The following is a 12,931-nucleotide window of genomic DNA, read 5'->3' as shown; positions in this document are numbered from 1 at the left end:
GATCACCGGGCGGCACCGATGGCCAGGTCGTTCTTGCGGGGGTCGTCGTGCGTGTCGCCGATCTTGCGGCGGTACTGGACCAACTGGGCGACGGTGATCAGCGGCAGCTCGAACTCGTCGGCGAAGCGGCGCAGATCGGGCAGGCGCTTCATGGTCCCGTCGTCGTTGACCAGCTCGCACAGCACGCCCGCGGGGCGGCAGCCGGCCAGTCGCACGAGATCGAGCGTCGCCTCGGTGTGTCCGGTACGGCGCAGCACACCGCCGGGGACGCCGCGCAGCGGGACCACATGGCCCGGCCGGCACAGGTCGCCGGCCGAGGTGGCCGGATCGGCGAGCAGCCGGATGGTATGGGCGCGGTCGGCGGCCGAGATACCGGTGGTGACGCCGTCGCGGGCGTCGACGGTCACGGTGTAGGCGGTGCCGCGCCGGTCCTGGTTGGTGGAGCACATCGGTGGCAGTTCAAGGCGGTCGCAGTCCTGCGGGGTCAATGGCGCGCAGACATATCCCGATGTGTGGCGCACCATGAAAGCCAGCAGTTCCGGGGTGGCGTACTGGGCGGCGAAGATCAGGTCGCCCTCGTTCTCCCGGTCATTGTCATCGGCCACCACCACCGGCCTTCCGGCCCGCACAGTGTCGATGGCTTCCTCGACGGTCTCGAGTGGGAACATCCCCATCTCCTCTTCCGGCATGGCCATGCACCAAGCACGAGCGAGGTCGGGAGCGGAAGAGCGCGACAGCCCAGGGCGCACCGGTCGGATATTCGCCGGTGAACGCCAGAATGCCACTACACGCAAACTCCCTTCCGGACTTTAACCGTCGGCCCCGAAATTTCATCGGGTCAACCGGCCGCTGGCTTCGACCGGGTCGCGGGCTTTCACCGCCGGTTCGGAATTGCACCGAACCCCGCTTGCGTTGTGTGGATTAAATTTGGCAGCTCTATGTTGCCACAGCCCTATCTGACGCGCCAGGCCCTTCCATACACCTCTGCTCATAAACACAGGTTCTCGGCCGATAATGCGTTTGATCACGTGACCACCCTGCGGCGGAGGGCGGGGCGCGGGGTGGCGGGCCGGTCGTCCAGACGTCCGGCCACTCCCCGTGCGGTCGGGTGGTCGAAGACGTCCCGTACGGACACCTCGCAGCCCAACTCGGCACGCACCCGCGCCACCAGCCGCACGGCGAGCAAAGAGTGGCCGCCCAGATCGAAGAACCCGTCCTCCGGCCCCACGCCCTCCACGCCCTCCACGCCGAGCACCTCACCGAACAACCGGCACAGCGCCTCCTCCCGCTCATCCGCAGGTGCCCCACCAGACGCGCCCGCCCCGTAGTCCGGTACCGGCAACCGGGCGCGGTCCACCTTCCCGTTCACCGTCAACGGCAGCCCGTCCGCCAGCACCACTACCGCCGACGGCACCATGTACTCCGGCAACACCCCCGCCACCACACGCCTTACCTCAGGACCCACGACCCGGTGCCCGGCCTCCGGCACCACGTAGGCCACCAACCGCCGGTCCCCCGGCCGGTCCTCACGCACGACCGCCACCACCCGGCTCACCCCCTCAACCCCGCCCACCACCGCCTCGACCTCGCCCAACTCCACCCGAAAACCGCGCACCTTCACCTGAAAATCGGAACGCCCCCGGAACTCCAGACCGCCGTCCACCCCCCACCGCACGACATCCCCCGTCCGGTACATCCGCCCTCCACCACCGAACGGGTCCGCCACGAACCGGGCCGCCGTCAGCCCGCCACGCTCCCAATACCCCCGTCCCACGGCACCCCCCGCCACATACAACTCCCCCCACACGCCCACCGGCACCGGAGACAATGCCTCATCCAGCACGTACACACACGTGTTCCAGATCGGCCCTCCGATCGGGACGCTCGTGACGCCCGAGCGGATCTCCTCCTCGGTCACGGTGTGCGCGGTGACGACGTGGGTCTCGGTGGGACCGTAGAAGTTGTGCAGACGGCGGCCGGGGACTGCCGAGCAGAAGTCGCGCAGGGGCGGTTGGAGGGTGAGGGCCTCGCCCGCCTGGACGATGTCGGTCAAGGCGGGGAGGGCCAGGCCGAGTTCGCGGGCCGTGTCGACGACGGTCTCGACGACCGGGGTCGGCGCGAACAGTTCGTTCACGTCGTGGTGTGCGAGCCAGCGGACCAGCGACCGGGTGTCCTTGCGGACCTCGTCCCGTGGGACGGCGAGGGTCTTGCCCGAGGTCAGCGCGGAGAAGATCTCGTGGGCGGCGGCATCGAAGCTGAGTGACGCGAACTGTGCCGTCGTCGTGCCCGGCCCGCCGCCGACGGTCTCGGCGTGCCAGGCCATGAGGTTGACCAGCGCGCCCGAGGGAAACACCACGCCCTTGGGCCGCCCGGTCGAGCCGGAGGTGTAGATGACGTAGACGGGGTGATCGGGCCGATGCGTTGTGGTGAGGTCGGTGTCGGGTTGGCGGGCCAGGGTGTCGAGTACCGCAGGCGCGTCGATCACCACGGTCCGCGCGACGGTCGGGAGCCGTTCGCTCATGCCGGTCACCGTCAGGGCGCGGATGGGCCGTGCGTCCTGAAGCATGTAGGCGATGCGCTCGGCCGGGTAGTCGGGGTCGAGCGGCAGATAGGCGGCTCCGGCCTTGACCACGCCGAGCAGAGCCACCAGCAGTTCGACGGAGCGCGGCAGGAACAGCGCGACCGTCTGCTCCGGCCCCACGCCCATCCCGGCGAGCAGCCGGGCCATCCGGTTCACACGGGCGTTGAGCTCCGCATAGGTGAGGGACTCGTCCTCGTGGACGAGGGCAACGGCCTCGGGGGTCCGGGCGACCTGGGCCTCGATCATCTGCGGCAGGCTGTGCGGAGGGACCTGGCGGTCCGTGGCGTTCCAGTCGACGAGTACGCGGCGGCGCTCTTCGGCGGGCATGAGGTCGAGGCTGCCGAGCGGCGCTTCGGGGTCGGCGAGCACCGCGTCCAGCAGGCGGCGCAGATACCCGTTCATCCGCTCCACCGTGGCCGATTCGAAGAGGTCGGTGGCGTACTCGACGGTGATCTCGATGCCGTCCGGTTCCGAGTCGTGCGTGTACCGCTCGTCGAGGCTGCAGGAGAGGTCGAACTTGGCCACGCCGAGCCGGGGTTCCTCGGCGTCGACGTCGAGGCCGGGCAGCCGGAACCGTGCCCGGTCGTTGTTCTGGCTCACCACAAGGACCTGGAAGAGAGGGTGCCGGGCCGTCGAGCGCGGCGGGGCCAAGTCCTCGACGAGGCATTCGAACGGGAGGTCCTGGTGGGCCAGGGCGTCGAGGTCGGCGTGGCGAACCCGGGTCAGCAGCTCCCGGAAGTTCGGGTCCCCGGAGGTGTCGGTACGCAGCACCAGGGTGTTGACGAAGAAGCCCACCATGTCGTCCAGTGCCGGGTCGGTTCGGCCGGCGACGGGGACTCCGAGAGGAACGTCGGTTCCGGCGCCCAGGCGGGTGAGCAGGGCGGCTACGAGCGCTCGTACGGCCATGAACACGGTGGCGCCCGACTCCCTGGCCAGGCGGTGCAGGGCGCGGTGTTCCGGCGCGCCGACGGTCAGCGTGGTGGCGGCGCCGCGGTAGGAGGCGCGCATCGGCCGGGGATGGTCGAAGGGCAGCTCCAGTTGCTCGGGAAGACCGCGCAACGCCGTGCGCCAGTAGTCGAGTTGGCGCGCGTACAGGGAGTCGGAGTCGTGCGGGTCGCCGAGGAGACGGTGCTGCCAGAGGGTGTAGTCGGCGTACTGGACCGACAGGGGCGCGGCGGACGGTCGGCGGTCGCCAGTGCGGGCGGCGTAGGCGTCGAGCAGGTCGCGGGCCAGCGGGGCCATGGACCATCCGTCGCACGCGATGTGGTGAACGACGAGCAGGAGGGTGTGGTCCTGGGGAGCATTACGCAACAGTCCTACACGCATGGGGAGTTCGGCGGCCAGATCGAACCCCCGCTCAAGGAAGGCGAGCGCTTCCTCGGCGTTGCGCATGTCGACGACGGGGAGTTGGGCCTCGACGATCTCCTGCCTCGGTTCTCCGTCGGTCTCCGGAAAGACGGTCCGCAGTGCCTCGTGCCGGGCCACGACGTCAGCCAGCGCCTCGTGCAGCGCGGCGGTGTCGAGCGGTCCGCGCATGCGGAGGGCGAGGGGCATGTTGTAGGTGGCCGTCGGGCCTTCCAGGCGGCCCAGGAACCACAGGCGGCGCTGTGCGTGGGACAGCGGCAATCGCGAGGGACGCGGTGCGGAGACCAGGGCGGGGCGTGGGGCGGCGGGGCGGTCCAGACATCCGGCCAGCTTCCGTGCGGTCGGGTGGTCGAAGACGTCCCGTACGGACACCTCGCAGCCCAACTCGGCACGCACCCGCGCCACCAGCCGCACGGCGAGCAAAGAGTGGCCGCCCAGATCGAAGAACCCGTCCTTGGGCCCCACGCCCTCCACGCCGAGCACCTCACCGAACAACCGGCACAGCCCCTCCTCCCGCTCATCCGCGGGTGCCCCACCAGACGCGCCCGCCCCGTAGTCCGGTACCGGCAACCGGGCGCGGTCCACCTTCCCGTTCACCGTCAACGGCAGCCCGTCCGCCAGCACCACTACCGCCGACGGCACCATGTACTCCGGCAACACCCCGGCCACCACACGCCTTACCTCAGGACCCACGACCCGGTGCCCGGCCAGCGGGACCACGTAGGCCACCAGCCGCCGGTCCTCACGGAGCACCGCCACGGCCCGGCCTACGCCGTCGACCCCGCCCACCACCGCCTCGACCTCGCCCAACTCCACCCGAAAACCGCGCACCTTCACCTGAAAGTCGGAACGCCCCCGGAACTCCAGACCGCCGTCCACCCCCCACCGCACCACGTCACCGGTCCGGTACATCCGACCCCCGCCACCGAACGGGTCCGCCACGAACCGGACCGCCGTCAGCCCGCCACGCCCCCCATACCCCCGCGCGACACCCGCCCCCGCCACATACAACTCCCCCCACACACCCGCGGGCACCGGACGCAGAACCCCATCCAGCACATACACGCACGTGTCCCCCAGGGGCTCGCCGATCGGCGGGCGGTGCAGTCGGTCCTCGCGGTCCAGGGTCGCCGCGGTGGACCAGACGGTCGTCTCGGTGGGGCCGTAGACGTTGGTCACCTCGCGGGTGCGCGCGTGCAGTTCACGGGCGAGGCCGCTCTGGAGGGCCTCGCCGCCGACGAGGGCGCGGACCCGGGACAAGTCCACGGGACCGGATTCCAGCAGTGACTGCCACAGGGCGGGGGTGGCCTGAAGCAGGGTGATGCCGTGCCGTTCGACGGCTCGGGACAGCCGTACGGGGTCTCGGTGTTCGTCGTCGGTGGCCAGGATCAGGCGCGCACCGGTCAGCAGGGGCAGGAAGATCTCCAGGGCGGCGATGTCGAAGGCGACGGTGGTGACCGCGAGCAGCCGGTCGTCGGGGGTCGGCTTCAGCCGCTCGGCGAACGTGCGCAGCAGATGGGCGATGTTGCCGAAGGTGACGGCGACGCCTTTGGGCCGGCCGGTGGAGCCCGAGGTGTAGATGACGTACGCGGTGTTGTCCGCATGGATGGTCGGCGGCCGACCGGACGGCTCGTCGTCGTCCCAGAGGGGCCGTATCGAGGACTCCGTCAGCAGCACTGACGGGGATGCGTCCGCCAGGATGCTCGCGGTGCGCGGGGCCGGGTGGTCGGGGTCCAGCGGCAGATACGCGGCGCCTGTCTTGGCCACCGCCAGGAGGGCCACGACCAGGTCCGGGGAGCGCGGCAGCGAGACAGCCACCAGGCTTTCGGGGCCCACGCCCTGCTCTCGCAGCCGTCGGGCCAGCCGGTCGGCGCGGACGTGGAGCTCCGCGTGGGTCAGCGTCTCGTCGCCGCACCGGAGGGCGACGGCGTGGGGGGTACGGGCGGCCTGTTCCTCGCAGAGCTGCGCGGGAGTCGTCACGAGTTGCGCCTTTCCGCGTCGGCGGCCATCGCCCGGACCAGGCCGAGGGGCCGCAGGTCGGTCCAGTGTGTGTCGACGTAGGTGACGCACTCCTCGCGGTCGCGGTCGGCGAGTACGACCCGCCAGCCGTCGGGGACGGGCAGCCGGGCCGGCCACAGCGAGTGCTGTCCCTCGTCGTTGACGAGGACGTGGAACGGCACCTCGGTGTCGTCGAACGGGTTGCTCACGAGGACTCCTCGGGTGATGCGGGCGCGGCCAGAAACGGGACCAGCGACCGGCCGACCTTCTCGACGGCCGTGGTGAACATGTCGTAGTGACCGCAGTCGACGGGTACGACGGTCACTCGCCCGGTGACGAACCTGGCCCAGCCGAGGTCCGCCGGGGCCGCCTCGCGGGCGGTCAGCAGGATCAGATCGCCGTCGAAGCGGTCGGGGACGAAGCGTTGTGCCAGGCGCAGGTTGTTCCTGCCGGCCCGCAGGACGGCCCGTACGCGTTCCGGTTCGGCGTCGGCCAGCAGCGGGACGTGCGCCCGTACCTCGGCCATGGTCGCGTCGTCGAGTACAGCGGCGGGCGCGCGGCCGTCGCACAGGTTGTGCAGGGCCTGACGGGCCAGTTCCTCCTCGTCGGCCGGGTCGCTCGTGGCGTAGCTGTCAAAGAGCGCCAGGAGATCGACCCGTTGTCCCGCGCGCCGCAGCCGGACGGCCATCGCGTGGGCGATCTGGCCGCCGAGGGACCAGCCGAGGAGGTGGTACGGCCCCTCGGGCTGGATCTCCCGGATCCGGCGGATGTAGTCGTCGGCCATTTCCTCGACGCTGCCCGGCAGTTCCGAAACCCCGATTGCCTGGAGCGCGTAGGCCGGACGGGCCGTGTCCAGGTGATCCAGGAGCCGGTGGTAGCACCAGCTCAGCCCGGTGCCGGGGTGGACGAAAAACAGTGGCGCGCCGGTGCCCCGGGAGCGGAGCGTCAGCAGCGGCTCCGTCCCGTCGGAGGTGACCTCGAGGTCGGCGGCCAGTGCCGCGACCATGGGCCGGCGGAACACCGCCTGCACCGGTACGTCCGTACCGAACTCCTGGCGCAGACGGCGCGCGAGACGGACCGCGAGGAGGGAGTGCCCGCCGCTGGCGAAGAAGTCGGAGTCGCGATCCAGGGAGGGCAGTCCGAGAACGTCCGCGAAGGCCCGGGCGACGGCCTTCTCCTGTGGGGTCCGGGGTGCGCTGTCCGTTCCCGCCGCGCGGATCGGCGGCGCGGGGAGCGGCAGGGCCGCGCGGTCGAGCTTGCCGTTCGGGGTCAGCGGCAGACGGTCGAGCACGACGACGGCACCGGGCACTGCGGCCTCCGGCAGCCGCTGCGCCAGTCGTCGGCGCAACTCGTCCGGATCGGGCGGCAGTTGCTTTCCCTGGGCGGGGGTGACGTACGCGATCAGCCGCTGTTCGCCGTCGTCGGCCACGCGCAGGACGGCGCAGCAGGTTCCCACGGTGTCGTCGGCACGCAACAGGCTCTCGATCTCGCCCAGTTCCAGCCGCCGGCCGTGGAACTTGACCTGCTGGTCGTCGCGGCCCAGGTAGTACAGCACCCCGTCGCGCCGCTGGCGGACGATGTCGCCGGTGCGGTACATCCGGGCGCCGGGCGGGCCGTACGGATCGGCGACGAACCGGGAGGCGGTCAGGGCCGGTCGGTGCAGGTAGCCGTCGGCCAGTTGCGCACCGGCGAGGTACAACTCCCCCGGGACGCCGGGGGGACAGGGGCGCAGGCATGTGTCGAGGACGTACGTCCGCGTGTTCGCCACCGGCAGCCCGATCGGCACCGGCCCGTCGTCGCCGGGTCGGCAGGGGTGGTGCGTGACGTCAACGGCCGCTTCCGTGGGGCCGTACAGGTTCACCAGCGAGACCTCGGGCAGCGTCGCGTGGAACCGGCGTGCCGTTTCCGCGGGCAGTGCCTCGCCGCTGGCGAACACCCGCCGCAGTCCGGTGCAGCCGGCCGCCTCCGGCTCGGTGAGGAACAGGTCCAGCACGGACGGCACGAAGTGCGCGATGGTCACGTACTGTTCGCGGATCGTGCGGGCCAGTTGCGCGGGGTCGCGATGCTCGTCGGGTCCGGCCACGACCAGTACGGCGCCTTCGCGCAGGGGCCAGAAGAGCTCCCAGACGGATACGTCGAATCCGGCGGGGGTCTTGTGCAGGACTCGGTCGCCCGGCCTGAGGGGGTAGGCGTCCTGCATCCACCTCAGCCGGTTGTCGATCGCGGCGTGCGAGACGACAACTCCCTTGGGGCGTCCAGTGGAGCCGGAGGTGTGGATGACGTAGGCGGGGTGCTCGGGGCGCGGCCCCGAAGCGGCGCCCTGGTCCGAGTCCCACGCGAGCATGCCGTCCTCGGTCAGCACACACACGGGCCGCGCCTCCGCCAGCATGTCGTCGACCCGCGCGGTGGGCAGCTCAGGGTCTACGGGGAGGTAGGCGCAGCCCGCCTTGAGGACGGCGAGGATCGCGACCACGAAGTCGACGGACCGCGGCAGGGCCACCGCGACAATTCCGCCGGGTGCGGCGCCCGACGCGGTCAGGCGGTGTGCGAGCCGGTCCGCGCGCGTGTGCAGGTCGGCGTGGGTCAGTGTCGTGTCGCCACATACGACGGCGGGCGCGTCCGGGGTGCGGGCGGCCTGGTCGGCGAGGGACTGCGGCAGGGTCGTGACCGGGCGGCGCGGGGAGTCGGCCGTGGTGATCAGCTTGCGCTCCTGCGGTGTGCGCAGGTCGATCTCCGCCACCGGGCGGTCCGGATCGGTGACGACGGCACCGAGGAGCTGGTCGAGGCGGGCGGGGATCGCGTCGGCCGTGTCCGCCTCGAACAGGTCCGTGTCGTATTCGAGGTAGCCGGTCAGGTGCAGAGGCGTGCCGTCCTCGGCCTGCTCCTCCACGAGCTGGAACGTCAGGTCGACCTTGGCTGCCGGAGGGCCGTCCACCGGGAGCCGGGCGGCCCGGACGACACCGAAGTCGGGCTGTTCGGGGCCGTGGCTCTCGAAGGCGAGCAGGACCTGGAACAGGGGGTGGTGGGCCAGGGAGCGGCTGGGGTTGAGCGCCTCGACCAGCAGGTCGAAGGGCAGGTCCTGGTGGGCGTAGGCGTCCAGGTCGGTCTGGCGGACCCGGTCGAGCACCTGGCGGAAGGAGGGGTCGTCGGACAGGTTCGTGCGCAGGACCAGGGTGTTCACGAAGAAGCCGACCAGGTCGGCCATGGGTTCCTCGGTGCGTCCGGAGACGGCGGCTCCGAGCACCGTGTCGTCGCTCGCTCCGAGGCGGCTGAGCAGCACCGCGAGGAGGGCGTGCACCGCCATGAAGGGCGTGCAGTGGTGTTCGCGGGCGAGCCGGACGAGGTCCCGGTACCGCTCCGGGTCGCAGGTCACGGGCGTGCGGGCGCCGTGGTGGCGGGCGGTCGCCGGGCGCGGTCGGTCGGTGGGGAGGGCGGGCGCGTCCGGGAGGCCGGCCAGGGCGCGGCGCCAGAAGTCCGTCTGGCGGGACCGCAGGCTCAGCGGATCCGCCGGGTCGCCGAGCAGGTCACGCTGCCACAGGGTGTAGTCGCTGTATCGGACGGGGAGTTCGTCCCACCCCGGGCCGGCGAGCCCGACGGCGCGCTGTCGGTAGGCCGTGCCGAGGTCGCGCATCAGGATGGGGACCGACCATCCGTCGACGGCTATGTGATGGGCCATCAGGACGAGAACGTGCTCTTCGGGGCCGAGCCGGAACAGGGCAGCGCGGAAGGGGGGTCGTTCGTCGATCCGGAAGGGCGCCGCGGTCGCGGCGCGCACTGCCGCGTCGAGCCGGCTCTCGGACACGGATGTCACCGTCAACTCGGGTCGAAAGCCTTCGAGGATCTCCTGGCCGGGCTCGTCGGTGAAGACCGTGCGCAACGGCTCATGCCGTTCCGCCACGTCAGCCAGCGCCGTGTCCAGCGCCGGCACGTTCAGGGGTCCTGTCAGTCGTACCCCCGCGGCGAGGTGGTAGGCCGTTCCCCCGGCTCCCACGTGCTCCAGGAACCACAGTCGCCGTTGGGCATGGGACATGGGGAGCCCCGTCATCGCGCGGCCTCGGCAGACAGAGCGGACCGGCAGGTGGCGAGCAGGGCGTCGGTCATGGTCCCGCCATCGGCCGCCAGGCGGCGCAGTTCGTCGTCGTACCAGGCCAGCAGCGCGTGCAGGCCGGGCTGTGGGAGAAGCGCGGGGTCGGCCCGTACGACGAGCGGCATGTCGGGGCCGCCGCGGACCTTGACGTCGAACCGGGGGCCGATCTGGCGGTAGGGGCGGGTGGCCTCGATCCGGCGGGGTCCGGGGTCGGACTCCTCGGGACCGGTGGGGACGTCATGGGCCATGAAATTGTAGAAGTGGTCGAAGCCGAGCACGATGCCCCGTTCGGTGCGCACCAGGTCGGTCACCGCGTCGATGTCGTACGTACCGAAGCGGTAGGCCTTGAGGGCGGCTCCGTGGACGTGTCTGGCGTACCGCGCGAAGGGGACGGCACCGGGTTCGAGCGGTAGCGGCACGTACTGGTTCATGGAGCTGACGATGGTGCGCCAGGGTGTGGTGAAGCGGTTGCTCGACTGGAGGGTGTGGACGACCTGCCCGGTTCCGGTCACCGCCGCCGTGGCCAGGGAGGTGAGGGCGAGCAGGACTCCCTGGGGCGGCACGCCCAGCCGCCTGGCGGCGGTACCGAGTGCGGCCCGCGCGCCCGGCGACTGCAGGACGGCCTCGATACGGCCGGGGTGGTGGCCGTCCCGGTCGGGCACCGGGAACAGATCCGCAGGCAGCGTCCGTAGCAGGCCACGCCAGTAGCCGAGGGCGGCCTCGCGGCGCGGGCGCTGAGCTTCGGAGCGCTGAAGGCGGGCCAAGTCCCTTGGCTGCGGCGGGGTTTCGTCGAGTCGCCGCTTGCCGTCGGGGTCGTCCGCGCCCATCAGGGCGGCGGCTTCGGCGCGCAATCTGGCCAATCCGTAGCCGTCGGCGACGATGTGGTCGACGACGATGACGGCGTAGGCCGGGCGTCCGCCGTCGGTCACCACGGTGAAGCGGCGGGCGAAGTCCTTCTCCCGGTCGATGGGTTGCCCCGCCCGCTCGCGGCCGGCCGCCTCGGCCTCGGCCCGGGTGGCACCGGGCCGCTCGTCCACGGCGACGTCCACCGTGTCCGCGACCGGCATGATGTGCTGTTCGGGTCCGTGCGGGGTGTCGGCGAACCGGGTGCGCAGCGACTCGTGGCGGGCGCACAGGGTGTGCAGCGCCGTGGTCACCGACGTGAGCGAGCAGTCGGGCGATACCGGTACCACGGTGCTCAGGTAGGTCTCGGGCCAGCGGTCGGGCGGCCAGTCGGTCATGACCCGCCAGACGGACAGTTGGCCGTAGGTCAGGGGGGCGCGGTCGGCGGCCGGCTTCGTGGTCATGTCCCTTTCCTCATACGTCTTCCTCATACGTCGTCGAGGGCGGCGGTGGCACGGCTCATCCGTTCCAGGACCCGCAGCAGGAGCAGGGCCAGCAGGATGTAGACGGCGGCCTTGAGCAGTTCCCAGCCGAGCAGGCCCGGCACTCCGCCGTGCCCTGCGAGGGCTCGCCGGGCCGCCTCGATGCCCTGCGTCATGGGCATCGCCCGGCCGATGAGGGCGAGCCAACTCGGCAGTCGGTCGAGGGGGATGTTCACCCCACACAGCAGGAGAATGGCGTACAGCACCACGTTGGAGACGAAGGTCGCCTCGCGGGTGCGCAGTCCTATCGCCCCGATGACCAGGCCGCAGGCGCTGCACGACAGGGCGGCGACCAGGACGGCGGCGGCCAGTCCGGGCAGGGCGGCGGCGGGGATGACCACCCATCCCACGGCGACGCCGAAGCCCAGCATGACCGTCGAGGTGAACGCCCCGATCAGGACGGCGGGCACGATACGGCCGCCGAACATGACCGCACGGTTGGCCGGGGTGGCCAGGAGCGCGTTGAGGGTGCCGCTGTGGCGTTCGCCCTGGATCGACATGGACGGCGCGAACAGACCGGCCATCGCGCAGGAGATGAGGGCGTTGCCCACCACGTAGTACGCGACCGGGTGGGTGCCCAGGTAGCGGCCGAGATGGGCGAACCACACCAGCTGCACCACCGGCACGCCGATGACGGTCGGGATGAACGCGGAGGGCCGCAGCCAGCGGAACAGGGCGAGGTGCGAGCGCCAGCCCGCCACGAGGAACAGCCGCAGGGTCACTGAAGCGCCAGCGTGCCGCTGGAGCGTGCCATCCACTCGAACCTCCTCTGCAACAGCAGCGTGAGGGCGCCGTAGACGGCGGAGAGCAGGACGCACATCCCGACAGCGCGGCCCGCCCCGGCGGATCCGAGGGCCGCCCCTTCCAGGGCCTTCACTCCCCAAGTGGGCGACAGACACCAGGAGATGGTGCGCACCGGGCCGGGGAGCGTGGAGATGGGGGCGAGCATGCCGCTGAGCATCCACACCGGGTACTCGAAGAAGTTGGCCAGCGACTGGGCGGTCGGATACAGGATGAACGCCGAGGACAGCAGCAGGCCGAGCATGCCCAGCGCCAGCACGGTGGCCGGCAGGGCCGCCAGGAACAGCGCCGGGTCGGCCAGGTGCAGGGGCATGTCGAACAGCAGGGCGCTCCACACCAGGGTGGCCGCGAGGCCGTAGACGCCCAGCGTGGCGGTGGCGAGGGCGAACGGCAGGGTGATCAGGAAGGTGGAGCGGGGGCTGGCGACCAGGGGTTCGAGGACCTGCATCCAGCGCAGCCGGTTGATGGCGTTGCCGGAGCCGAGCAGGGTGGAGGACCACATGCCCATGAGTCCGGCGCTGATCGCCACCGAGACGGGGGCGAGGTCCCGGTCCGAGCCGTCGAGCATGTAGAACGCCAGCGAGGCGCAGATCAGCGGCAGGAAGACGGCGAGGAAGACGTACAGGCGGGTGCGGACGAGCTGGCGCAGCTCCAGCCGCCAGGCGCGCAGCAGATAGCCGGCCGTCGCCCGGGGGCCGGGGGTCATCGGTGACG

Annotated in this window: 7 protein-coding genes and 1 riboswitch; all 7 genes read right to left on the bottom strand. The window is 71.4% G+C overall.

Features of this window, described 5'->3' with window-relative positions; all coding sequences use genetic code 11:
* Positions 1-2: 2 nt before the first annotated feature.
* Positions 3-668: a 3,4-dihydroxy-2-butanone-4-phosphate synthase gene (ribB, locus tag AB0I77_RS00745; protein ID WP_363280089.1), complete on the bottom strand. Its 666-nt coding sequence runs from the start codon at positions 666-668 to the stop codon at positions 3-5.
* A 118-nt stretch (positions 669-786) separates the two neighbouring features.
* Positions 787-915: riboswitch (FMN riboswitch) on the bottom strand.
* 109 nt (positions 916-1,024) lie between these two features.
* A complete protein-coding gene (locus AB0I77_RS00740; protein ID WP_363280088.1) occupies positions 1,025-5,926 on the bottom strand; it encodes an amino acid adenylation domain-containing protein in 4,902 nt (1,633 codons plus the stop codon).
* Positions 5,923-6,153: an MbtH family protein gene (locus AB0I77_RS00735; RefSeq protein WP_363280087.1), complete on the bottom strand. Its 231-nt coding sequence runs from the start codon at positions 6,151-6,153 to the stop codon at positions 5,923-5,925. The genes AB0I77_RS00740 and AB0I77_RS00735 overlap by 4 nt, the downstream gene beginning before the upstream one ends.
* Entirely contained in the window at positions 6,150-9,974 is a 3,825-nt protein-coding gene (locus AB0I77_RS00730) for an amino acid adenylation domain-containing protein (protein ID WP_363280086.1), read from the bottom strand. The genes AB0I77_RS00735 and AB0I77_RS00730 overlap by 4 nt, the downstream gene beginning before the upstream one ends.
* An 11-nt stretch (positions 9,975-9,985) precedes the next feature.
* Positions 9,986-11,338, bottom strand: coding sequence for a condensation domain-containing protein (locus AB0I77_RS00725; RefSeq protein WP_363280085.1), 1,353 nt, complete (start codon positions 11,336-11,338; stop codon positions 9,986-9,988).
* A 23-nt stretch (positions 11,339-11,361) separates the two neighbouring features.
* On the bottom strand, positions 11,362-12,174 hold the full coding sequence (locus tag AB0I77_RS00720) for an ABC transporter permease (protein WP_363280084.1): 813 nt from the start codon (positions 12,172-12,174) through the stop codon (positions 11,362-11,364).
* Positions 12,135-12,923 carry an ABC transporter permease gene (locus AB0I77_RS00715; RefSeq protein ID WP_363280083.1) on the bottom strand — a complete coding sequence of 263 codons (789 nt, stop codon included), beginning with the start codon at positions 12,921-12,923 and terminating at the stop codon, positions 12,135-12,137. Before AB0I77_RS00715 ends, AB0I77_RS00720 begins: the two co-directional genes overlap by 40 nt.
* Positions 12,924-12,931 lie beyond the last annotated feature (8 nt).

The organism is Streptomyces sp. NPDC050619, from assembly GCF_040654815.1.
Taxonomy (GTDB): Bacteria; Actinomycetota; Actinomycetes; order Streptomycetales; family Streptomycetaceae; genus Streptomyces.
Note: the sequence above shows the minus strand (reverse complement) of the source record. Positions and strands in the feature narration are given on the sequence as shown.